This window comes from Vibrio gazogenes, from assembly GCF_002196515.1.
GTDB lineage: Bacteria > Pseudomonadota > Gammaproteobacteria > Enterobacterales > Vibrionaceae > Vibrio > Vibrio gazogenes_A.
Map to the genome: position 1 here is coordinate 1,692,102 of NZ_CP018835.1, position 22,602 is coordinate 1,714,703.

Below are 22,602 nucleotides of genomic sequence, written 5' to 3' on the forward strand. Positions count from 1 at the left end.
TTGGTATCAACGACCAAGGTTTCAAAATAAGTGGCGGAGCGGACGGGACTCGAACCCGCGACCCCCGGCGTGACAGGCCGGTATTCTAACCAACTGAACTACCGCTCCACTCAATTTTTTACCAAATAAAGTCTTATTGATTAGATGCTTTATTTAGTTTTGCCTTCAGATTTTTCAAAATCTGAAAACAAGGAAGTAAGCCTGGCGATGTCCTACTCTCACATGGGGAGACCCCACACTACCATCGGCGCTGTTTCGTTTCACGTCTGAGTTCGGCATGGAATCAGGTGGGTCCAAAACGCTATCGTCGCCAAGCAAATTCTTTCAATTCGAAAAGCTGATTCTCTCTACACAATCAAGTCTCTTATGAGCCCTAAAACCCCTTCGGTGTTGTATGGTTAAGTCTCACGGGCAATTAGTACAGGTTAGCTCAACGCCTCACAGCGCTTACACACCCTGCCTATCAACGTTCTAGTCTCGAACAACCCTTCAGGACGCTTTAAGCGCCAGGGAGAACTCATCTCAAGGCTCGCTTCCCGCTTAGATGCTTTCAGCGGTTATCGATTCCGAACTTAGCTACCGGGCAATGCGATTGGCATCACAACCCGAACACCAGAGGTTCGTCCACTCCGGTCCTCTCGTACTAGGAGCAGCCCCTTTCAATTCTCCAACGCCCACGGCAGATAGGGACCGAACTGTCTCACGACGTTCTAAACCCAGCTCGCGTACCACTTTAAATGGCGAACAGCCATACCCTTGGGACCGACTTCAGCCCCAGGATGTGATGAGCCGACATCGAGGTGCCAAACACCGCCGTCGATATGAACTCTTGGGCGGTATCAGCCTGTTATCCCCGGAGTACCTTTTATCCGTTGAGCGATGGCCCTTCCATTCAGAACCACCGGATCACTATGACCTGCTTTCGCACCTGCTCGAGCCGTCACTCTCGCAGTTAAGCGGGCTTATGCCATTGCACTAACCTCACGATGTCCAACCGTGATTAGCCCACCTTCGTGCTCCTCCGTTACTCTTTGGGAGGAGACCGCCCCAGTCAAACTACCCACCAGGCACTGTCCTCACCCCGGATAACGGGGCCAAGTTAGAACATCAAACATACAAGGGTGGTATTTCAAGGTCGGCTCCACAATCACTAGCGTGACTGCTTCAAAGCCTCCCACCTATCCTACACATGTAGGCTCAATGTTCAGTGCCAAGCTGTAGTAAAGGTTCACGGGGTCTTTCCGTCTAGCCGCGGGTACACTGCATCTTCACAGCGATTTCAATTTCACTGAGTCTCGGGTGGAGACAGCGTGGCCATCATTACGCCATTCGTGCAGGTCGGAACTTACCCGACAAGGAATTTCGCTACCTTAGGACCGTTATAGTTACGGCCGCCGTTTACCGGGGCTTCGATCAAGAGCTTCGACCTAAGTCTAACCCCATCAATTAACCTTCCGGCACCGGGCAGGCGTCACACCGTATACGTCATCTTACGATTTTGCACAGTGCTGTGTTTTTAATAAACAGTTGCAGCCACCTGGTATCTGCGACTCTCAATAGCTCCATCCGCGAGGGACTTCACCGTCAAGAGCGTACCTTCTCCCGAAGTTACGGTACCATTTTGCCTAGTTCCTTCACCCGAGTTCTCTCAAGCGCCTTGGTATTCTCTACCCGACCACCTGTGTCGGTTTGGGGTACGATTTCTTGTGAACTGAAGCTTAGAGGCTTTTCCCGGAAGCATGGCATCAATGACTTCACATCCGTAGATGCTCGACATCGTGTCTCAGCCTATTGTGGGACCGGATTTGCCTAATCCCACAGCCTACGCACTTGAACCTGGACGACCGTCGCCAGGCCCACCTAGCCTTCTCCGTCCCCCCATCGCATTCACAACAAGTACGGGAATATTAACCCGTTTCCCATCGACTACGCTTTTCAGCCTCGCCTTAGGGGTCGACTTACCCTGCCCCGATTAACGTTGGACAGGAACCCTTGGTCTTCCGGCGGGGAGGTTTTTCACCCCCCTTGTCGTTACTCATGTCAGCATTCGCACTTCTGATACCTCCAGCATGCTTTACAACACACCTTCAACGGCTTACAGAACGCTCCCCTACCCAATGCGATAAATCGCATTGCCGCAGCTTCGGTTTACAGCTTAGCCCCGTTACATCTTCCGCGCAGGCCGACTCGACTAGTGAGCTATTACGCTTTCTTTAAATGATGGCTGCTTCTAAGCCAACATCCTAGCTGTCTGAGCCTTCCCACATCGTTTCCCACTTAGCTGTAATTTGGGACCTTAGCTGGCGGTCTGGGTTGTTTCCCTCTCCACGACGGACGTTAGCACCCGCCGTGTGTCTCCCGGATAGTACTTACTGGTATTCGGAGTTTGCAAAGGGTTGGTAAGTCGGGATGACCCCCTAGCCTTAACAGTGCTCTACCCCCAGTAGTATTCGTCCGAGGCGCTACCTAAATAGCTTTCGGGGAGAACCAGCTATCTCCGAGTTTGATTGGCCTTTCACCCCTAGCCACAAGTCATCCGCTAATTTTTCAACATTAGTCGGTTCGGTCCTCCAGTTGATGTTACTCAACCTTCAACCTGCCCATGGCTAGATCACTCGGTTTCGGGTCTATATCCAGAGACTAAACGCGCAGTTAACACTCGCTTTCGCTACGGCTCCCCTAATCGGTTAACCTTGCCACTGAATATAAGTCGCTGACCCATTATACAAAAGGTACGCAGTCACACCACGAAGGTGCTCCTACTGCTTGTACGTACACGGTTTCAGGTTCTATTTCACTCCCCTCACAGGGGTTCTTTTCGCCTTTCCCTCACGGTACTGGTTCACTATCGGTCAGTCAGGAGTATTTAGCCTTGGAGGATGGTCCCCCCATCTTCAGACAGGATATCACGTGTCCCGCCTTACTCGTTTTCACTTAAACAACGCCTTCGGTTACGGGGCTATCACCCTCTATCGCGTGCCTTTCCAGACACTTCACCTAACGCTGTAAAAGCTTAAGGGCTACTCCGATTTCGCTCGCCGCTACTTTCGGAATCTCGGTTGATTTCTTTTCCTCGGGGTACTTAGATGTTTCAGTTCTCCCGGTTCGCCTCATCAGGCTATGTATTCACCTGATGATACATGCTGCTGCATGTGGGTTTCCCCATTCGGAAATCGTAGACTCAAGTGGCTCTTACTGCCTCATCTACGCTTATCGCAAGTTAGTACGTCCTTCATCGCCTCTGACTGCCAAGGCATCCACCGTGTACGCTTAGTCACTTAACCATACAACCCGAAGAAGTTTCGAGCTGCATTATCAGCAACCTAGGTGTCTCTCATTATTTTACATGAGTGAGAGACTGGTTTTGCCGGACTCAATTGAATAGACACTAAATCGTGTCATTCCAAGAACACTTGATTGTGTTGGTCTTTCTCTTTCGAGAAAGGATTGAGAACTTTTACAAATAATCGTCTGTTTCCAAAGAAACACACATTATTTTGTCAGCTTTCCAAATTGTTAAAGAGCAAAGATTTTGTATATTACAAAACCATTTTTAAAGATTCTGTCTTAAAAACCCTTAAAGATGGTGGAGCTATGCGGGATCGAACCGCAGACCTCTTGCATGCCATGCAAGCGCTCTCCCAGCTGAGCTATAGCCCCATAACTCTCTTTGCTTATAAACCAAGTCAATCTGTGTGGACACTCATCTCAAATATCTTTTCGTAAGGAGGTGATCCAGCGCCAGGTTCCCCTAGCGCTACCTTGTTACGACTTCACCCCAGTCATGAACCACAAAGTGGCAAGCGTCCTCCCGAAGGTTAAACTACCTGCTTCTTTTGCAGCCCACTCCCATGGTGTGACGGGCGGTGTGTACAAGGCCCGGGAACGTATTCACCGTGGCATTCTGATCCACGATTACTAGCGATTCCGACTTCATGGAGTCGAGTTGCAGACTCCAATCCGGACTACGACGTACTTTTTGGGATTCGCTCACTTTCGCAAGTTGGCTGCCCTCTGTATACGCCATTGTAGCACGTGTGTAGCCCTACTCGTAAGGGCCATGATGACTTGACGTCGTCCCCACCTTCCTCCGGTTTATCACCGGCAGTCTCCCTGAAGTTCCCACCCGAAGTGCTGGCAATCAAGGATAAGGGTTGCGCTCGTTGCGGGACTTAACCCAACATTTCACAACACGAGCTGACGACAGCCATGCAGCACCTGTCTCAGAGCTCCCGAAGGCACACCAGAATCTCTTCCGGCTTCTCTGGATGTCAAGAGTAGGTAAGGTTCTTCGCGTTGCATCGAATTAAACCACATGCTCCACCGCTTGTGCGGGCCCCCGTCAATTCATTTGAGTTTTAATCTTGCGACCGTACTCCCCAGGCGGTCTACTTAACGCGTTAGCTCCGAAAGCCACGGCTCAAGGCCACAACCTCCAAGTAGACATCGTTTACGGCGTGGACTACCAGGGTATCTAATCCTGTTTGCTCCCCACGCTTTCGCATCTGAGTGTCAGTATCTGTCCAGGGGGCCGCCTTCGCCACCGGTATTCCTTCAGATCTCTACGCATTTCACCGCTACACCTGAAATTCTACCCCCCTCTACAGTACTCTAGCCTCCCAGTTTCAAATGCAACTCCGGGGTTAAGCCCCGGGCTTTCACATCTGACTTAAAAAACCACCTGCATGCGCTTTACGCCCAGTAATTCCGATTAACGCTCGCACCCTCCGTATTACCGCGGCTGCTGGCACGGAGTTAGCCGGTGCTTCTTCTGCAGCTAACGTCAAAATGTAACTCTATTAAAGCTACATCCTTCCTCACTGCTGAAAGTACTTTACAACCCGAAGGCCTTCTTCATACACGCGGCATGGCTGCATCAGGCTTGCGCCCATTGTGCAATATTCCCCACTGCTGCCTCCCGTAGGAGTCTGGACCGTGTCTCAGTTCCAGTGTGGCTGATCATCCTCTCAGACCAGCTAGAGATCGTCGCCTTGGTGAGCCCTTACCTCACCAACTAGCTAATCCCACCTGGGCATATCCCGACGCGAGAGGCCCGAAGGTCCCCCTCTTTGGTCCGTAGACATTATGCGGTATTAGCCATCGTTTCCAATGGTTATCCCCCACATCAGGGCAATTTCCCAGGCTTTACTCACCCGTCCGCCGCTCGTCAGCAAAGAAGCAAGCTTCTTTCTGTTACCGCTCGACTTGCATGTGTTAGGCCTGCCGCCAGCGTTCAATCTGAGCCATGATCAAACTCTTCAATTAAAGTTTTTGTGACACCGAAGTGTCGGCTCAATGAATACTGCTTTTCGTCTCCGCTTTAAAAAAAGCAGAAGCAAAAAGTGACATTACATAAGTAATGTTGAATTGACTGTGCTCTTGTCAGATAACAGTAAACTGCTTTCCAACTTGATATTGGTCACTCGGTTCATTGATAAAATCTTATTGGATATTTATCGACGAGCGCCCACACAGATTGATTGGTCTATATTGTTAAAGAGCTTTGCTTTCAGTGCTTTAGCACTTAGGCAGGACGCGTATAATACGCCACCTACTTTGAAAGTCAACATAAAACTTTCATCTTCTGAAAAGCTTTATGGTGACTTGCTTCTGTTGAAGCAAGTAACAAAATTAAAGCCTGGCGATGTCCTACTCTCACATGGGGAGACCCCACACTACCATCGGCGCTGTTTCGTTTCACGTCTGAGTTCGGCATGGAATCAGGTGGGTCCAAAACGCTATCGTCGCCAAGCAAATTCTTTCAATTCGAAAAGCTGATTCTCTCTACACAATCAAGTCTCTTATGAGCCCTAAAACCCCTTCGGTGTTGTATGGTTAAGTCTCACGGGCAATTAGTACAGGTTAGCTCAACGCCTCACAGCGCTTACACACCCTGCCTATCAACGTTCTAGTCTCGAACAACCCTTCAGGACGCTTTAAGCGCCAGGGAGAACTCATCTCAAGGCTCGCTTCCCGCTTAGATGCTTTCAGCGGTTATCGATTCCGAACTTAGCTACCGGGCAATGCGATTGGCATCACAACCCGAACACCAGAGGTTCGTCCACTCCGGTCCTCTCGTACTAGGAGCAGCCCCTTTCAATTCTCCAACGCCCACGGCAGATAGGGACCGAACTGTCTCACGACGTTCTAAACCCAGCTCGCGTACCACTTTAAATGGCGAACAGCCATACCCTTGGGACCGACTTCAGCCCCAGGATGTGATGAGCCGACATCGAGGTGCCAAACACCGCCGTCGATATGAACTCTTGGGCGGTATCAGCCTGTTATCCCCGGAGTACCTTTTATCCGTTGAGCGATGGCCCTTCCATTCAGAACCACCGGATCACTATGACCTGCTTTCGCACCTGCTCGAGCCGTCACTCTCGCAGTTAAGCGGGCTTATGCCATTGCACTAACCTCACGATGTCCAACCGTGATTAGCCCACCTTCGTGCTCCTCCGTTACTCTTTGGGAGGAGACCGCCCCAGTCAAACTACCCACCAGGCACTGTCCTCACCCCGGATAACGGGGCCAAGTTAGAACATCAAACATACAAGGGTGGTATTTCAAGGTCGGCTCCACAATCACTAGCGTGACTGCTTCAAAGCCTCCCACCTATCCTACACATGTAGGCTCAATGTTCAGTGCCAAGCTGTAGTAAAGGTTCACGGGGTCTTTCCGTCTAGCCGCGGGTACACTGCATCTTCACAGCGATTTCAATTTCACTGAGTCTCGGGTGGAGACAGCGTGGCCATCATTACGCCATTCGTGCAGGTCGGAACTTACCCGACAAGGAATTTCGCTACCTTAGGACCGTTATAGTTACGGCCGCCGTTTACCGGGGCTTCGATCAAGAGCTTCGACCTAAGTCTAACCCCATCAATTAACCTTCCGGCACCGGGCAGGCGTCACACCGTATACGTCATCTTACGATTTTGCACAGTGCTGTGTTTTTAATAAACAGTTGCAGCCACCTGGTATCTGCGACTCTCAATAGCTCCATCCGCGAGGGACTTCACCGTCAAGAGCGTACCTTCTCCCGAAGTTACGGTACCATTTTGCCTAGTTCCTTCACCCGAGTTCTCTCAAGCGCCTTGGTATTCTCTACCCGACCACCTGTGTCGGTTTGGGGTACGATTTCTTGTGAACTGAAGCTTAGAGGCTTTTCCCGGAAGCATGGCATCAATGACTTCACATCCGTAGATGCTCGACATCGTGTCTCAGCCTATTGTGGGACCGGATTTGCCTAATCCCACAGCCTACGCACTTGAACCTGGACGACCGTCGCCAGGCCCACCTAGCCTTCTCCGTCCCCCCATCGCATTCACAACAAGTACGGGAATATTAACCCGTTTCCCATCGACTACGCTTTTCAGCCTCGCCTTAGGGGTCGACTTACCCTGCCCCGATTAACGTTGGACAGGAACCCTTGGTCTTCCGGCGGGGAGGTTTTTCACCCCCCTTGTCGTTACTCATGTCAGCATTCGCACTTCTGATACCTCCAGCATGCTTTACAACACACCTTCAACGGCTTACAGAACGCTCCCCTACCCAATGCGATAAATCGCATTGCCGCAGCTTCGGTTTACAGCTTAGCCCCGTTACATCTTCCGCGCAGGCCGACTCGACTAGTGAGCTATTACGCTTTCTTTAAATGATGGCTGCTTCTAAGCCAACATCCTAGCTGTCTGAGCCTTCCCACATCGTTTCCCACTTAGCTGTAATTTGGGACCTTAGCTGGCGGTCTGGGTTGTTTCCCTCTCCACGACGGACGTTAGCACCCGCCGTGTGTCTCCCGGATAGTACTTACTGGTATTCGGAGTTTGCAAAGGGTTGGTAAGTCGGGATGACCCCCTAGCCTTAACAGTGCTCTACCCCCAGTAGTATTCGTCCGAGGCGCTACCTAAATAGCTTTCGGGGAGAACCAGCTATCTCCGAGTTTGATTGGCCTTTCACCCCTAGCCACAAGTCATCCGCTAATTTTTCAACATTAGTCGGTTCGGTCCTCCAGTTGATGTTACTCAACCTTCAACCTGCCCATGGCTAGATCACTCGGTTTCGGGTCTATATCCAGAGACTAAACGCGCAGTTAACACTCGCTTTCGCTACGGCTCCCCTAATCGGTTAACCTTGCCACTGAATATAAGTCGCTGACCCATTATACAAAAGGTACGCAGTCACACCACGAAGGTGCTCCTACTGCTTGTACGTACACGGTTTCAGGTTCTATTTCACTCCCCTCACAGGGGTTCTTTTCGCCTTTCCCTCACGGTACTGGTTCACTATCGGTCAGTCAGGAGTATTTAGCCTTGGAGGATGGTCCCCCCATCTTCAGACAGGATATCACGTGTCCCGCCTTACTCGTTTTCACTTAAACAACGCCTTCGGTTACGGGGCTATCACCCTCTATCGCGTGCCTTTCCAGACACTTCACCTAACGCTGTAAAAGCTTAAGGGCTACTCCGATTTCGCTCGCCGCTACTTTCGGAATCTCGGTTGATTTCTTTTCCTCGGGGTACTTAGATGTTTCAGTTCTCCCGGTTCGCCTCATCAGGCTATGTATTCACCTGATGATACATGCTGCTGCATGTGGGTTTCCCCATTCGGAAATCGTAGACTCAAGTGGCTCTTACTGCCTCATCTACGCTTATCGCAAGTTAGTACGTCCTTCATCGCCTCTGACTGCCAAGGCATCCACCGTGTACGCTTAGTCACTTAACCATACAACCCGAAGAAGTTTCGAGCTGCATTATCAGCAACCTAGGTGTCTCTCATTATTTTACATGAGTGAGAGACTGGTTTTGCCGGACTCAATTGAATAGACACTAAATCGTGTCATTCCAAGAACACTTGATTGTGTTGGTCTTTCTCTTTCGAGAAAGGATTGAGAACTTTTACAAATAATCGTCTGTTTCCAAAGAAACACACATTATTTTGTCAGCTTTCCAAATTGTTAAAGAGCAAAGATTTTGTATATTACAAAACCATTTTTAAAGATTCTGTCTTAAAAACCTTTAAAGATGGTGGAGCTATGCGGGATCGAACCGCAGACCTCCTGCGTGCAAGGCAGGCGCTCTCCCAGCTGAGCTATAGCCCCATCTATAGATAAAATCATTGAAGAGCAAGGCAGTTTTCGAGGACGTGTATCATTTATACACGACGAGGAAACTAACACCGCTATTCGAAGATTTTGGTGGGTCTGAGTGGACTTGAACCACCGACCTCTCGCTTATCAGGCGAACGCTCTAACCACCTGAGCTACAGACCCAAACTCTCTTTGCTTATAAACCAAGTCAATCTGTGTGGACACTCATCTCAAATATCTTTTCGTAAGGAGGTGATCCAGCGCCAGGTTCCCCTAGCGCTACCTTGTTACGACTTCACCCCAGTCATGAACCACAAAGTGGCAAGCGTCCTCCCGAAGGTTAAACTACCTGCTTCTTTTGCAGCCCACTCCCATGGTGTGACGGGCGGTGTGTACAAGGCCCGGGAACGTATTCACCGTGGCATTCTGATCCACGATTACTAGCGATTCCGACTTCATGGAGTCGAGTTGCAGACTCCAATCCGGACTACGACGTACTTTTTGGGATTCGCTCACTTTCGCAAGTTGGCAACCCTCTGTATACGCCATTGTAGCACGTGTGTAGCCCTACTCGTAAGGGCCATGATGACTTGACGTCGTCCCCACCTTCCTCCGGTTTATCACCGGCAGTCTCCCTGAAGTTCCCACCCGAAGTGCTGGCAATCAAGGATAAGGGTTGCGCTCGTTGCGGGACTTAACCCAACATTTCACAACACGAGCTGACGACAGCCATGCAGCACCTGTCTCAGAGCTCCCGAAGGCACACCAGAATCTCTTCCGGCTTCTCTGGATGTCAAGAGTAGGTAAGGTTCTTCGCGTTGCATCGAATTAAACCACATGCTCCACCGCTTGTGCGGGCCCCCGTCAATTCATTTGAGTTTTAATCTTGCGACCGTACTCCCCAGGCGGTCTACTTAACGCGTTAGCTCCGAAAGCCACGGCTCAAGGCCACAACCTCCAAGTAGACATCGTTTACGGCGTGGACTACCAGGGTATCTAATCCTGTTTGCTCCCCACGCTTTCGCATCTGAGTGTCAGTATCTGTCCAGGGGGCCGCCTTCGCCACCGGTATTCCTTCAGATCTCTACGCATTTCACCGCTACACCTGAAATTCTACCCCCCTCTACAGTACTCTAGCCTCCCAGTTTCAAATGCAACTCCGGGGTTAAGCCCCGGGCTTTCACATCTGACTTAAAAAACCACCTGCATGCGCTTTACGCCCAGTAATTCCGATTAACGCTCGCACCCTCCGTATTACCGCGGCTGCTGGCACGGAGTTAGCCGGTGCTTCTTCTGCAGCTAACGTCAAAATGTAACTCTATTAAAGCTACACCCTTCCTCACTGCTGAAAGTACTTTACAACCCGAAGGCCTTCTTCATACACGCGGCATGGCTGCATCAGGCTTGCGCCCATTGTGCAATATTCCCCACTGCTGCCTCCCGTAGGAGTCTGGACCGTGTCTCAGTTCCAGTGTGGCTGATCATCCTCTCAGACCAGCTAGAGATCGTCGCCTTGGTGAGCCCTTACCTCACCAACTAGCTAATCCCACCTGGGCATATCCCGACGCGAGAGGCCCGAAGGTCCCCCTCTTTGGTCCGTAGACGTTATGCGGTATTAGCCATCGTTTCCAATGGTTATCCCCCACATCAGGGCAATTTCCCAGGCTTTACTCACCCGTCCGCCGCTCGTCAGCAAAGAAGCAAGCTTCTTTCTGTTACCGCTCGACTTGCATGTGTTAGGCCTGCCGCCAGCGTTCAATCTGAGCCATGATCAAACTCTTCAATTAAAGTTTTTGTGACACCAAAGTGTCGGCTCAATGAATACTGCTTTCGTCTCCGCTTTTTAAAAAAGCAAAAGCAAAAAGTGACATTACATAAGTAATGTTGAATTGACTGTGCTCTTGTCAGATTACAGTAAACTGCTTTCCAACTTGATATTGGTCACTCGATTCATTGATAAAATCTTATTGGATATTTATCGACGAGTGCCCACACAGATTGATTGGTCTATATTGTTAAAGAGCGCCTAGTGTCTGGCTTGTCGCCTTGGCTAGGGGTGCGTATCTTACGCTTTTCGAAAATCAAGTCAACAGATATTTGCTAACAATTTTAAGGATTTTCTTTCACCTTGAGTTTGTCGTTTCAGACACTCTCTGTCGGTGAGGCGGCATTATAGGGAACAAATAACTTGTAGCAAGTGATTTTTTTACTTTTTTTTCCGTTTGCTCAAAAAGAAATCAGAAACGTTATAAATAATGTTACAACCTTTGAAGATTATCACAGCAATAGGTTGGAAAAACCTCGGACATAAACGTAAGATTCATTTATCTGTTCTATTTTATTTATGTATTCATCTTTCTTATTAATTGATAAGTAGTATTCCAATATGAATTTAACTAAATATTTTTTGTGGCTTGCCACGTTTGCTGTATTAGGTGTCATTGCACTTTCTCAGCTCGCAATTCCCTCGGTGGTTGCTTTCCTGGTCGGATTGGCAGGAGCAACACTTGTTTTTATTCTCACTTCACAAAATTCGTCTTCTCAACAGCAATCACAGATGGCGACAACAACATTATATGTCGGCAACCTCCCTTACAAAGCCAATGAATCGAATGTAAAAAGCCTATTTGCAGATTATGGTGAAGTCTTCGCTGTACGTTTAATGAAAGACAAACGGACTGGCAAGCGACGTGGATTTGGCTTTGTGGTGATGCCAGAGTCCGAAGCACAAAAAGCAATTACGAAGCTCAATGAGTCTAGTTATATGGATCGGACTCTTAAAGTTCGGGTTGCGAATGATCCGAAAAACCCTGAATCGGATAGTTCTCAATTTGATTAAATCCCCAATCGGATAAAACTTGTGTCAGTGCTTCGCTATCATATGGCGAAGTGCTGGCAAAAACCCGAGGTGTTTTTGGGGTATGTCTACACATTGTTTCAGAAATCAAGCTCTCCACCCTTCGGGCAATCGCATTGCCAGAATCCACCAGAATGACCTTGCTTCCTAATACCTGCTGAATCTCATCTCTCAATAGCGGGAAATGTGTGCAGCCGAGTACCGCAACATCGATTTTCCCCTGAATCGGTTGAAGAATGCTTGCCAGTTCAAACATGTTCACTGTAACGCCACGTAATTTACGCTCAGCCATATCGACCAACGCTGTTGACCCAAGCAGACAGATATCTTTATCAGATGAGAAGTCCCGAATCAGCTCATGCGTATAAGGCCGCTTGATGGTCGCTGGAGTCGCAATAAGGCCGACACATTGCTGAGCCAAATTACACGCAGGCTTAATCGCAGGCACCACTCCGACGACAGGGATATCCAAGCGCTTTCGTAAGGAAGGCAAAACAATCGTGCTCGCGGTATTACAAGCAATCACAACAATATCAATCGCCATTTTCTTAACGATAGATGTAACGAAGGCTTCAACCCGGTGGAGTAATTCCTGTTGTGGTAGCTCTCCATATGGATAGCCTTCATTATCGAACAGATAGAAGTAGTTATGATCGGGTAGTCGCTGATGAATTTCCCGATAAACCGAGAGGCCACCGACACCGGAGTCAAAGATTAGGATATTAGAAACTTGTGAGGACACTTTTGACTACATCGAAAAACTAAAGATGAAAACGCATGATACGCTTCCAATCGATTTTGACAATCATGATTTTCTAAAGAAAAGAAACCGCCCGAAGGCGGTTTTGTCGAAAGATGAAACTTAGAACTGATAACCGACTTCAGCAAAAAGCGTTCTTTCATTTCCTTTGTAATAGGTGTTGGCAGAACCGTAATAACCGGTCTCATAATCTTCATCGAACAGATTTTCGACTTTTATACCTATGGACGTCTGATGATTCCACAAATAAGAAACGCCAGTATCCACTGTAATATAAGATCCTAACCATTTACTTGAGTCTGCACGGTTACCAACGTAGTTTGTTGTAATTGTCCCGCGCCACTGATCCTGTGAGTACAGCATCGCCCAGCTATAGTTGTTCTGAGCTCTTTTATCAAGCAATGAACCATCTGACGCATCTTCTGCTTTTTTCCATGTAGCACTTAATTTATGTTCAATTGGGCCAGTCTCTATAGTAGCGCTTAGCTCTATTCCCTCAATTCGTGCTCGCGCAACATTTGACGGTTTCCATACACTACCTCCCACATTTTTCCAATCGATCATATCTTGAAGATCTGTTCGGTATACCGACAGCTCCCAAGAAAGAAGCTCGTGAAAACCTTTGACTACCAACTCTCTTGACTTCGAATCTTCTGGTTTTAAATTTGGATTACCACTATTCGGCCAATATAGATCATTAAAACTTGGCTCTTTATATGCGGTGCCAAAGTTCCCCAATATTTGGAGTTCATCAGTAATCCAATAACCAACACCACCGTTCCATGTGGTGTGATTACCAAAAGTACTGGAATCATCATAACGACCACTAACTTCAAACGTTACATCATTGATATCAGTAGACGACGTAAAAAACACCGATTGCATGTGCTTTTCCGTTTCGTCGTAACTACTCGAATAGCTACCGAGTAAATCGGCCTTATCTTGTGAGTATTCCAGTCCTACCTGCAAATGTACTGCATCTGCAAGAACACTATTATTGAGCCAACTCAATACGTTTTGACGCGTTCGAATGATTTGCTTTGCATCAGAATCATCAGCTAATCCATCAGTCGCTTCGTTGTATCGAGTTGAAATTTGCAACTCTGAGAAAAAGTCACCCTGAGCATAACGAAGTAAACCAGCCAAAAGTTCAGATTCAGTATCAGTTTTTTTCTGCTTCAGCTCGATCATATTGCTAGTCGCATATTTAGCATAAGAATCTACTTTATGAAGCGTCAATTTGCCCTGCCACTCGGCATTAAATTGATGCTGAAGATGACCAACAAAAGTCTGTGCTTTATATCCATCTTCTTCACTATCAGGAGATGCAGCCAACACTTTGTAACCATCACTCTTCTCTTGCGATACGATGACTTCACCATGAGTGGTGTCGTTCAACTGACCAACACTCTTCCATCCCAATAAACTATGGTCATGTGAACCATATCCTACACGCCCCTGGTGCTCGGAAGTAAAATCCTTACTTGTCGTAATGCTAATGATTCCGCCAATAGCATCAGAACCATAAGCAGCTGCTCGAGGTCCCTTGATAATTTCAATCTTCTCAATCGCAAAAGCAGGGATCAGACCAATTGAAGACCCACCAGTTGTTGATGAATTGATTCGTACACCATCCAGAAGCATCAATGTATGCTTAGATCCTGTCCCTCGGAGAAAAATAGACGTTGCTTGTGCCTTCCCTCCAGAAGAAACTACTTCAACACCAGATAAAGTTCTCAACACTTCTAATGCACTATGAGCCTGAAGTGCTGCGATATCTTGTTTTGTGACTGTAATCGTGGAAGCAAGAACCGATTTAGCCGGTTGCTCAAACCGATTCGCTGTCACCACCACCGTGTCAGCATTTGAACTGTCTGCATAAGAATAGAAAGCACAAGGGAGCTGCGATACCACTGCTATCGCTAAAACTGTTTTTTTCATTTTTATATCCTGAATTCGCGTTAATCTGACTGAGATGCCTGTCTTCTCCCAGTTGCTGGCAGGTCTTCGGACTTAAGAATATGATTACCCCTGAGATAACCGCCAAAATCTCGACTTCCCACACATCTGGTGCAGTGTCTTTTGAGATCTTGTCTTCTATTTACCGCTGCGCGTCAGTTCTGGATTTTCACCAGATTCCCTTTTCAACACCCCAGCAAATGCATACTCGTTGTCACTGGGGGTACCAACTGGCACGATAGTATTGGCCTACATAACCCTTGTCCAGATGATATTCACGGTATGTATGAAGAAAATTCTTGCGGATCGGCGAACAAACTGGACATCATGATGGAATCGAATAAAATCTGCGCTCTTTAACTGTTCGCTCTGTAAGGTAATACCATGGCTACTCTTGATGTAAATCCCGAACGCTACCAGAATCAACTAAAAGAGAAAGTCACTCGGCTTACTGAGATGTTCTCTGAATTTCAAATGCCAGAACTAGCCGTGTTTGAATCACCAGAACAACACTATCGGATGCGTGCGGAGTTTCGTGTCTGGCATGAAGGGGATGACCTCTACTACATCATGTTCGATCAGGAAACTCGCCAGAAATATCGGGTCGATCAGTTTCCGGCAGCAAGCCAACTGATCAATCAACTGATGCCAGCCTTGCTCGAACAGATTCGTGATAACGATATCCTGCGCCATAAGCTATTTCAGGTTGATTTTTTATCATCACTCAGCGGCGAAATTCTTGTCTCACTACTCTACCATCGTCAGATTGACGAACAGTGGCAGCAAGCCGCACAAACCTTGAAAGAGACATTACGTCAACAAGGGTTCAACCTGAATTTAATTGGCCGGGCGCGAAAAATAAAGATGGTCTTAGATCGCGATTACGTGGTTGAGAAACTGTGCGTCCATGGTCAAACCTACACTTACCAGCAAGTTGAAAACAGTTTCACTCAGCCCAACGGACGTATTGCGGAAAAAATGCTGGCGTGGGCAGTTGACTGCACCCGTGACAGTCAGGGCGATCTGTTAGAACTCTACTGCGGGAATGGCAATTTCTCTCTCGCTCTGGCGCAAAATTTCAACCGTGTGCTGGCAACAGAACTGGCGAAACCTTCGGTTGACTCTGCGCAATACAATATTGCTGCCAACCATATCGATAATGTACAAATTATCCGGATGTCCGCGGAAGAATTTACTCAAGCCATGGAAGGAAAACGTGAGTTCCGCCGCCTGAAAGATGCTGGCGTTGATCTCAGTAGCTACCAATGCAACACGATTTTTGTCGATCCACCGCGCTCAGGTATGGATATCGATACTTGTAAGATGGTGCAGAAATATCCTCGGATTCTTTATATTTCTTGTAACCCGGAAACCCTCAAGGAAAATCTGGCCGTTCTGAGTGAAACACACCGCGTTACTCGCTTCGCGCTGTTCGACCAATTCCCCTACACCCACCACATGGAAGCGGGTGTGATGCTGGAGCGTATTCAATAAAGGTTGTAAATTATAGGAAATGGCGCGGAGTACAGGAAGCTTTGGAATCGGGCGTGCTTCTTCGTGTTTACGGCACGCCATAACCCGCGAATTGAATCTGCGTTGTATTCATGGTTAATCCCACCGAATCGAATGGTTAATCATGAATACAACGGAGCAGATGCGCTTCAAACGCCTCATCGATTGTCTCCGCAATCAGTTCGATGCGGCTTTCGACACATTCGTCCAGTTCAACTTCGGTCAATCCGTCTTCTGTCAGGTTATAACCGAAGATCCCGCTGTCCGTAATGAACACCGCTTTCATCCGCTCTAGTTGCAACTCAACCAATAATTGCCGTAGCTTCGAGTGTTCAAAAATCTTCTCTGGAGAAAAGCGCCAGCCCGCACTGTGAAAACCTTCCCCTGCATTGACTGCTTTCAGCATACCGCTTTCCGGTATAGGTAACTCAGAAACCAAAGGCTTATTGTGACGATGATGATGGTGGGGGGGCGCCAAATACGCATGTACCGACGTATTTCCCTCGAACTCGGAGAAAGGGATAACACCATACTCGGCAAAAATTAACTTCGTATCCGGTCTGCCCACTTTGGCAACATAGTCTTGTAACGCTTGTACATCACCATCTTGATAGAGATCGCGTTTGTTCCCCACCACGGTATCTGCAATTTCAATCTGCTGATTAAACGTTTCATGGTCGGTGTAACGAGAATCCGATAGCTTGCGTGCATCAACTAAAGTGATGTTCTTTTGCAACGACAAGAGCTGACGGTAATACGCTGTCGATAACACCTGCAAGACTTCCTTGGGGTGCCCAAGTCCGGTGGGTTCTATCAGTAAACGATCTGGTTTTGCTTCCGACAACAGTTGGTTGAGTGCGATTTGCATAGGCAGACCTGCCGCACAACACATACAACCACCAGGCACTTCTCGAATGAAAATGTTGCCTTTTTGCTGTTGTCCCTGCAATAAGCTCCCATCAATGCCTATTTCACCGAACTCATTAACCAAAATCGCCCAGCGTTCATCACTCGGTTTGGCAGCGATTAAATTCAAAATCGCCGAGGTTTTTCCTACGCCTAAAAACCCGGTAATCATATGGGTCGGAACCCCTAACATTGGTTGTTCAGATCTCATTGGCAATTCTCTTGTTGTTTTGTACAAATTCGGGGGGGCACAACAACCACTGACTCCGACAGATAAATAGCAATATATGAACGGTTACGAAAACCTCATGACATAAACGCTCAAGGATTTAGTGTTTAGTGTTTAGTGTTTAGTGTTTAGTGTTTAGTGTTTAGTGTTTAGTGTTTAGTGTTTAGTGTTTAGTGTTTAGTGTTTAACAATAATTTCTCAGCACATTCATCGCACACACAACTGATTTCGAACTGAGGACTCATCACGGTAAAACCGGCTTGCCTAGCATCTGTACGGATGCTGGAAATCACCTTCGGTTCAATCGTCAGCTCACTGACCTTTCCGCACTCAGAACAAATCAAAAATTGAGGACACCCGTGGTCTTGATTACAACGAATATGGGAACAGACGATGTACTTATTCGACATATTCAGCTTATGGGCGAAATGCTCTCCCTCAAGAAAATCTAAAATACGATAAACCGACATCGCCTGAATGTTCTGCGCAAAATATTGATGGCAGTAATCGACAATTTCATAGGCAGAAAGAGGCTTATTGGCATGCAGCAAAGCATGCAATACCAACTTTCTCTTTGCGGTAAGGTGTTTACCCCGGGTCAGGCAAATTTTTTCTGCCTGTGCCATGATGGCATCGGTATTTCGCATTTGAGGTTATATGAAATCAAGTGTGAGTAATAAGCGCCTTTCATTCGATATCAATTCAGGAGAACGATGTACCAAGCCCATCTGTTCGTTCCCTTCCCAGCCACCGCCCTTCAATAAGGCGACATCACCGGATTGCATCTGATTGATACGCTGCTCATTATCAAATAAACCAGACAAATGATCGGCCATGCCCTGAGCACCCGCTCCCAGTTTCCGGCGATCAACATCGTCGTTCCTTAACCACTCCGTCGCAGAACCAACATAAGTCGTCACAAGGCGACAAGGTATTTGATCCACATGAAATTTAGGACACATTGGTTTATCCAAAGCAGTCAAGCGCAGACCCACTTGCTGTAAATCGAAAAGACAGCAGAACATATCAACAATCAAACCAATATCTTCACCCAGCGCCTCTGCACATTCGTAATCCGATAACCGATTGCGAATCCACTCAGCTGCGTTTGCGGGCGTCACGCTTTGTACCAACGCTAAAGGCTGCCCCTCTTGCAGCATATTTTTAATATGTGCGGTCATCTCGGAAGATAATGTTCGCTGCCATATCGCAATGTTGTTTTCCGGTTGATAAATATCGCTCAGGATACTCGGCATCGTCGATCTCGGAGCGACCGATGTCGCTCGCACCATCTCTGCTGGCATCGCCATGTCAACGCTCATGACTCTTCCTCCCAGGCTGGAAATGGATCCGGTAATGCTTGCCACAAGGGCTCACCCGCCAACATTTCCTCTTCGGTGAGTAAGCATTCATCAAGCGCACGTATCATTGCCGCTTTATCTAACCGTTGCCCAATGAACACCAGTTCCTGACGCATATCACCAAACGGCTCAACCCAATTATTTTCAATCTCTGTTAAGTATTCTGGCTCCGTCGGCCATTGCGCTTTCGGGACCGCTTTCCAAAACATACCGGCAAAACCATAGTAAGCCATGCCACCGGCTTGGTTCCACTGCCCGGCAAAATCTGGACGAGACGCGAGCCAGAAATACCCTTTCGAGCGAATCAACTTCCCGTAACATGTCGTATTGTGTAAGAACTGATAAAATTTTTCCGGATGGAACGGACGACGCGCCTGATAACAGAAGCTGCTAATACCATACTCTTCGGTTTCCGGAATATGCTCACCTCGCAGCTCTTTTAACCATCCCGGAGCCTGTTGCGCCCGCTCAAAATCGAACAGACCCGTGTCCAGTACCTCAGAGACATTCACTTGCCCATTTTGAATCGCAATAATGCGCGCATGTGTATTTAAGGTCTTGAGAATCGCTTTTAATCGCTCGACGTCGTCTGCGCTGGCAATATCGGTCTTACTGATCAAAATGACATCCGCAAACTCCACTTGCTCAATCAATAGATCAGAAACACTGCGCTCGTCTTCTTCCCCCAAATGCTCCCCGGTTTCCTGAAGAGACTGAGCCGCTTCGTAATCACGTAGAAAATTCACCGCATCAACAACCGTGACCATGGTGTCTAACGTCGCCACATCGGAGAGCGATACGCCATCGTCATCCGCGAACGTAAATGTCTCTGCAACCGGAAGGGGTTCTGCAATACCGGTCGATTCGATCACTAAGTTGTCAAAACGCCCCTCTTTCGCCAATTGGGCCACTTCCACCAGCAGGTCTTCGCGCAATGTACAACAAATACAGCCGTTACTCATTTCCACCAGTTTTTCTTCTTTGTGATTCAGGGAAACTTCGTTTTTAACGGTCGCTGAATCGATATTGATTTCACTCATATCGTTCACGATAACCGCGACTCGCTTGCCTTCACGATTATTGAGAATGTGGCTAAGAACCGTGGTTTTACCAGCGCCCAAAAACCCTGATAACACCGTAACCACAATTTTTTTCTGACTCATTGTCCTCACTCCAATACTCTTTTATGTATACCCAAATGACCTCAAGATGCAGTTTCAGTGAACTCGCCCTTCGGGAGTGCTTCAATCCTGCATCTTGAGGTTACTTGGGTATATATTTCCAGTTAACTCTGCGAGTCGGCTTGTATCTTCAGCCGAACTTTCCAAATCACACTCGACGCGATAAATAACCCGGCGGCAATACAAACCATTGTGGGGCCAGTCGGCGTATCCAAAAGGTAGGAAGTGCGTAAACCAATCACACTGGCACTACAGCCAATCACTGCGGCAAGCATCACCATCATTTCCGGTGTCTGACTAAACGGCCGGGCTGTCGCCGCAGGAATAATCAGCATCGCCACAATCAGCAGTACACCAACCACTTTAATGGCAACAGCGACCACGACAGCAAGTGCAATAGTGAGAATGAGTTGTTCCCGTTTAGGCGAAAAGCCACTGGCCAGTGCTAAATCTTTATTCAGTGTCGATAACAGCAACCCAGACCAACGCAAACGAATCAGCCCGATCACAAACAAAGTTCCCACCCAAATAACCAGCAGATCCATTTTGCTGACGGCCAGAATGTCGCCAAATAAGTACGCCATGAGATCCAATCGAATACCGGAGAGAAATGACACCGCCACAAGCCCAACCGCCAGAGCAGAATGCGCCATCACGCCCAACAGCGTATCCATGGCATACCCTCGCCCGGAAAACGAAGACACCGTGATAGCCATGAGCAACGCAATAAACAATACGCCAGGGAAAATTGGCAGTGAAAAAGAGAGCGATAATGCGACGCCCAACATGGAGGCATGCGCCGTGGCATCGCCAAAATAAGCCATACGACGCCATACAATAAAGCACCCCAGGGGCGCTGCGGCTAAAGTCACACCAATGCCAGCGAAAGCGGCGCGCCAAAGAAAATCATCCAGCATTTAATGCTCCCCGGTGTCTGTAATGAGAGGAATTTTGATGCCGATACACGCCTAAAACATCATCGTCATCAAGACCAAACAGTGTTTTATATTCCGGTGACTGACTGACCGTTTCCGGAACACCTTCGCAGCAGATATGACCGTTTAAACAGATAACCCGATCCGTTCGTTTCATCACCACATGCAAATCGTGACTGACCATCATCACCGCACACCCGCTTTCCTGACGGATCGCATCAATCTGTTGATAAAAATCCACCGTGCCACGTTGGTCGAGCCCTTGTGTGGCTTCATCCAACAGAAGCAATGAGGGTTCTTCCAACAATGCCCGGGCCAAAAGAACCCGTTGCAGTTGTCCGCCGGACAAGGACCTCACCTGCTGTTTTTCCATGCCTGCAACACCAGCACGCGCTAAAGCCTGCCTAATCGCTTCTTTTGAGTGACGCTGCGGCAGCGTCAAAAACCGATTGACCGTCATCGGTAGCGTCTCATCAATATGGAGCCGTTGCGGCACGTAGCCGATCTTCAGATCGGCAGATCGAATCACTTGCCCACTCGTCGGAGACACCGCGCCTATCAAGGTTTTTAATAACGTTGACTTACCAGAACCATTCGGGCCGACAATCGTAACGATTTCACCCCGACTCACCGAAATATTGACGCGATCCAAGATCGTGTGATGACCAAACTTAACGGACAACGCTTGTGAAGAAATCAACATCTACCTTCTCTCAATGGTGTGACGATATCGGACAAACTTTTTAAGAAAGACCGACAGATAAGATACCCAAACAAAAAGTTATGTTATAACATAACAATTCAATTTACCACTCTGACAATTCTTATTGCATACGATCAGGAGAACATCATGCTCAAAAAAGCCATATCCGGTATTGCTATCGCTTTGGCAACCGTTTCGCAGGCTTACGCTCAAGCCCCTCATGTCGCCGTTGACATCGCACCATTACATTCACTGGTCGCGCAGGTGATGGATGGCGTCGGTCAACCGGATCTACTCATCCGCGCTGAAGCGTCCCCTCATGAATATCATTTGCGCCCGTCTGAGGCGAAGGCACTCTCACAAGCAGATATTGTGTTTTGGATTGGTGAAGGATTAACCCCTTGGCTTGAAAAACCACTTTCAAGTTTAGCGAGTTCAGCGGTTAAGGTTGAAATGGCAGAAGTGAAGGGAACAACCCTGTATGACTTCCGTCAAGGCGCAACATTCGAAGCCCATGAACACCACGGAGAACATCATGATGGAGACCATGACGGTGATCATCATGAAGAACACCATCATGAAGGACATCATCACGAAGGACATGACCCTCATATGTGGCTGGATCCCCAAAATGCCGAAGTTTGGGTCACAGCGATTGCTAACACATTGTCGAATGCAGACAGTGAACATACGCAGCTTTATCAACAAAATGCCAAAGCAACGATCATTCGTTTACATCAGCTTAGCGATAAAATAGCGCAGCAGGCCCAAACCCTCAAAGGCGTTAAATTCATCGTATTTCATGATGCTTACCAATATTTTGAGCGCCGCTTCCATCTGTTGGCTTCTGGGGCGATTTCCATTTCTGACGCATCGAAACCCAGCCCGGCCCGAATTGCCAAGATTCGCCAAACAGTCAAAGATCTGGGGGTGACCTGTGTGTTTACCGAACCACAATTCAACCCTGAATTGGTGCACTCGGTCTTTGAAAATTCAGCCGTCACAACCATCGGCACCATGGATCCCATTGGTGCGAACATTCCGGTTGGCAAAGATCATTACCGAGCGCTGTTAGTCGCGATGATCGACAGCCTGAAGCAGTGTCATCGTTAAT

Annotated in this window: 11 protein-coding genes, 4 tRNA genes, 6 rRNA genes and 1 riboswitch; of the genes, 3 read left to right on the top strand and 18 right to left on the bottom strand. The window is 48.0% G+C overall.

Annotated features, from left to right (window positions below; genetic code table 11):
• Window positions 1–31 precede the first annotated feature (31 nt).
• The 10 genes from BSQ33_RS07650 to BSQ33_RS07695 form a co-directional block, all read right to left on the bottom strand.
• A tRNA-Asp gene (locus BSQ33_RS07650) sits at window positions 32–108 on the bottom strand.
• A gap of 91 nt (window positions 109–199) precedes the next feature.
• Window positions 200–315, bottom strand: a 5S ribosomal RNA gene (gene rrf / locus BSQ33_RS07655).
• A gap of 79 nt (window positions 316–394) precedes the next feature.
• Window positions 395–3,284, bottom strand: a 23S ribosomal RNA gene (locus tag BSQ33_RS07660).
• A 300-nt stretch (window positions 3,285–3,584) separates the two neighbouring features.
• A tRNA-Ala gene (locus tag BSQ33_RS07665) sits at window positions 3,585–3,660 on the bottom strand.
• 63 nt (window positions 3,661–3,723) lie between these two features.
• Window positions 3,724–5,265: ribosomal RNA gene (locus BSQ33_RS07670) — 16S ribosomal RNA — on the bottom strand.
• A gap of 371 nt (window positions 5,266–5,636) precedes the next feature.
• Window positions 5,637–5,752: ribosomal RNA gene (gene rrf / locus BSQ33_RS07675) — 5S ribosomal RNA — on the bottom strand.
• Window positions 5,753–5,831: 79 nt separating this feature from the next.
• Window positions 5,832–8,721 (bottom strand): 23S ribosomal RNA (locus tag BSQ33_RS07680).
• Window positions 8,722–9,021: 300 nt separating this feature from the next.
• Window positions 9,022–9,097: transfer RNA gene (locus BSQ33_RS07685), tRNA-Ala, on the bottom strand.
• Between the two features lie 94 nt (window positions 9,098–9,191).
• Window positions 9,192–9,268, bottom strand: a tRNA-Ile gene (locus BSQ33_RS07690).
• 62 nt (window positions 9,269–9,330) lie between these two features.
• Window positions 9,331–10,872: ribosomal RNA gene (locus BSQ33_RS07695) — 16S ribosomal RNA — on the bottom strand.
• Together the 16S, 23S and 5S rRNA genes with 4 tRNA genes alongside form the textbook arrangement of a ribosomal RNA operon.
• A gap of 599 nt (window positions 10,873–11,471) precedes the next feature.
• On the opposite strand from BSQ33_RS07695, the gene BSQ33_RS07700 reads away from it, so the two are divergent.
• On the top strand, window positions 11,472–11,924 hold the full coding sequence (locus BSQ33_RS07700; RefSeq protein ID WP_021021872.1) for an RNA recognition motif domain-containing protein: 453 nt from the start codon (window positions 11,472–11,474) through the stop codon (window positions 11,922–11,924).
• Here BSQ33_RS07700 and murI read toward each other — a convergent pair.
• Window positions 11,863–12,684, bottom strand: a complete 822-nt coding sequence (gene murI, locus BSQ33_RS07705) for a glutamate racemase (RefSeq protein WP_088133774.1) — start codon at window positions 12,682–12,684, stop codon at window positions 11,863–11,865. The genes BSQ33_RS07700 and murI overlap by 62 nt on opposite strands.
• A 120-nt stretch (window positions 12,685–12,804) precedes the next feature.
• Complete coding sequence (locus BSQ33_RS07710) at window positions 12,805–14,643, bottom strand: TonB-dependent receptor domain-containing protein (RefSeq protein ID WP_021021875.1); 1,839 nt, start codon at window positions 14,641–14,643, stop codon at window positions 12,805–12,807.
• A gap of 39 nt (window positions 14,644–14,682) precedes the next feature.
• Window positions 14,683–14,907, bottom strand: a riboswitch (cobalamin riboswitch).
• Window positions 14,908–15,045: 138 nt separating this feature from the next.
• On the opposite strand from BSQ33_RS07710, the gene trmA reads away from it, so the two are divergent.
• Window positions 15,046–16,155: a tRNA (uridine(54)-C5)-methyltransferase TrmA gene (gene trmA, locus BSQ33_RS07715; RefSeq protein WP_088133775.1), complete on the top strand. Its 1,110-nt coding sequence runs from the start codon at window positions 15,046–15,048 to the stop codon at window positions 16,153–16,155.
• Window positions 16,156–16,291: 136 nt separating this feature from the next.
• Here the strand turns inward: trmA and BSQ33_RS07720 are convergent, their stop codons facing one another.
• From BSQ33_RS07720 to BSQ33_RS07745, 6 genes are all read right to left on the bottom strand, one after another.
• Window positions 16,292–17,290 (bottom strand): CobW family GTP-binding protein, encoded by a 999-nt coding sequence (locus BSQ33_RS07720; RefSeq protein ID WP_088133776.1) that lies wholly within the window; start codon window positions 17,288–17,290, stop codon window positions 16,292–16,294.
• A 188-nt stretch (window positions 17,291–17,478) separates the two neighbouring features.
• A complete protein-coding gene (locus tag BSQ33_RS07725) occupies window positions 17,479–17,955 on the bottom strand; it encodes a Fur family transcriptional regulator (RefSeq protein WP_088133777.1) in 477 nt (158 codons plus the stop codon).
• 6 nt (window positions 17,956–17,961) lie between these two features.
• Window positions 17,962–18,630 (bottom strand): DUF1826 domain-containing protein, encoded by a 669-nt coding sequence (locus tag BSQ33_RS07730; RefSeq protein WP_088133778.1) that lies wholly within the window; start codon window positions 18,628–18,630, stop codon window positions 17,962–17,964.
• Entirely contained in the window at window positions 18,627–19,832 is a 1,206-nt protein-coding gene (gene zigA / locus BSQ33_RS07735; protein WP_088133779.1) for a zinc metallochaperone GTPase ZigA, read from the bottom strand. The genes BSQ33_RS07730 and zigA overlap by 4 nt, the downstream gene beginning before the upstream one ends.
• 122 nt (window positions 19,833–19,954) lie before the next feature.
• Window positions 19,955–20,767, bottom strand: a complete 813-nt coding sequence (locus BSQ33_RS07740; protein ID WP_088133780.1) for a metal ABC transporter permease — start codon at window positions 20,765–20,767, stop codon at window positions 19,955–19,957.
• The gene (locus BSQ33_RS07745) at window positions 20,757–21,488 is read right to left on the bottom strand and encodes a metal ABC transporter ATP-binding protein (RefSeq protein ID WP_088133781.1); all 732 of its coding nucleotides are present in this window, start codon (window positions 21,486–21,488) and stop codon (window positions 20,757–20,759) included. The genes BSQ33_RS07740 and BSQ33_RS07745 overlap by 11 nt, the downstream gene beginning before the upstream one ends.
• 147 nt (window positions 21,489–21,635) lie before the next feature.
• Here BSQ33_RS07745 and BSQ33_RS07750 point away from each other — a divergent pair, with 147 nt between their 5' ends.
• A complete protein-coding gene (locus BSQ33_RS07750; protein WP_088133782.1) occupies window positions 21,636–22,601 on the top strand; it encodes a zinc ABC transporter substrate-binding protein in 966 nt (321 codons plus the stop codon).
• Window position 22,602: the final 1 nt, after the last annotated feature.

Bases quoted from the DNA above. Each gene is read 5' to 3' on its own strand.
- BSQ33_RS07730 (WP_088133778.1), bottom strand. From the start codon at position 18,630: ATGAGCGTTGACATGGCGATGCCAGCAGAGATGGTGCGAGCGACATCG.
- BSQ33_RS07745 (WP_088133781.1), bottom strand. From the start codon at position 21,488: ATGTTGATTTCTTCACAAGCGTTGTCCGTTAAGTTTGGTCATCACACG.
- BSQ33_RS07710 (WP_021021875.1), bottom strand. From the start codon at position 14,643: ATGAAAAAAACAGTTTTAGCGATAGCAGTGGTATCGCAGCTCCCTTGT.
- zigA (WP_088133779.1), bottom strand. From the start codon at position 19,832: ATGAGTCAGAAAAAAATTGTGGTTACGGTGTTATCAGGGTTTTTGGGC.
- BSQ33_RS07725 (WP_088133777.1), bottom strand. From the start codon at position 17,955: ATGCGAAATACCGATGCCATCATGGCACAGGCAGAAAAAATTTGCCTG.
- BSQ33_RS07740 (WP_088133780.1), bottom strand. From the start codon at position 20,767: ATGCTGGATGATTTTCTTTGGCGCGCCGCTTTCGCTGGCATTGGTGTG.
- BSQ33_RS07700 (WP_021021872.1), top strand. From the start codon at position 11,472: ATGAATTTAACTAAATATTTTTTGTGGCTTGCCACGTTTGCTGTATTA.
- BSQ33_RS07750 (WP_088133782.1), top strand. From the start codon at position 21,636: ATGCTCAAAAAAGCCATATCCGGTATTGCTATCGCTTTGGCAACCGTT.
- BSQ33_RS07720 (WP_088133776.1), bottom strand. From the start codon at position 17,290: ATGAGATCTGAACAACCAATGTTAGGGGTTCCGACCCATATGATTACC.
- trmA (WP_088133775.1), top strand. From the start codon at position 15,046: ATGGCTACTCTTGATGTAAATCCCGAACGCTACCAGAATCAACTAAAA.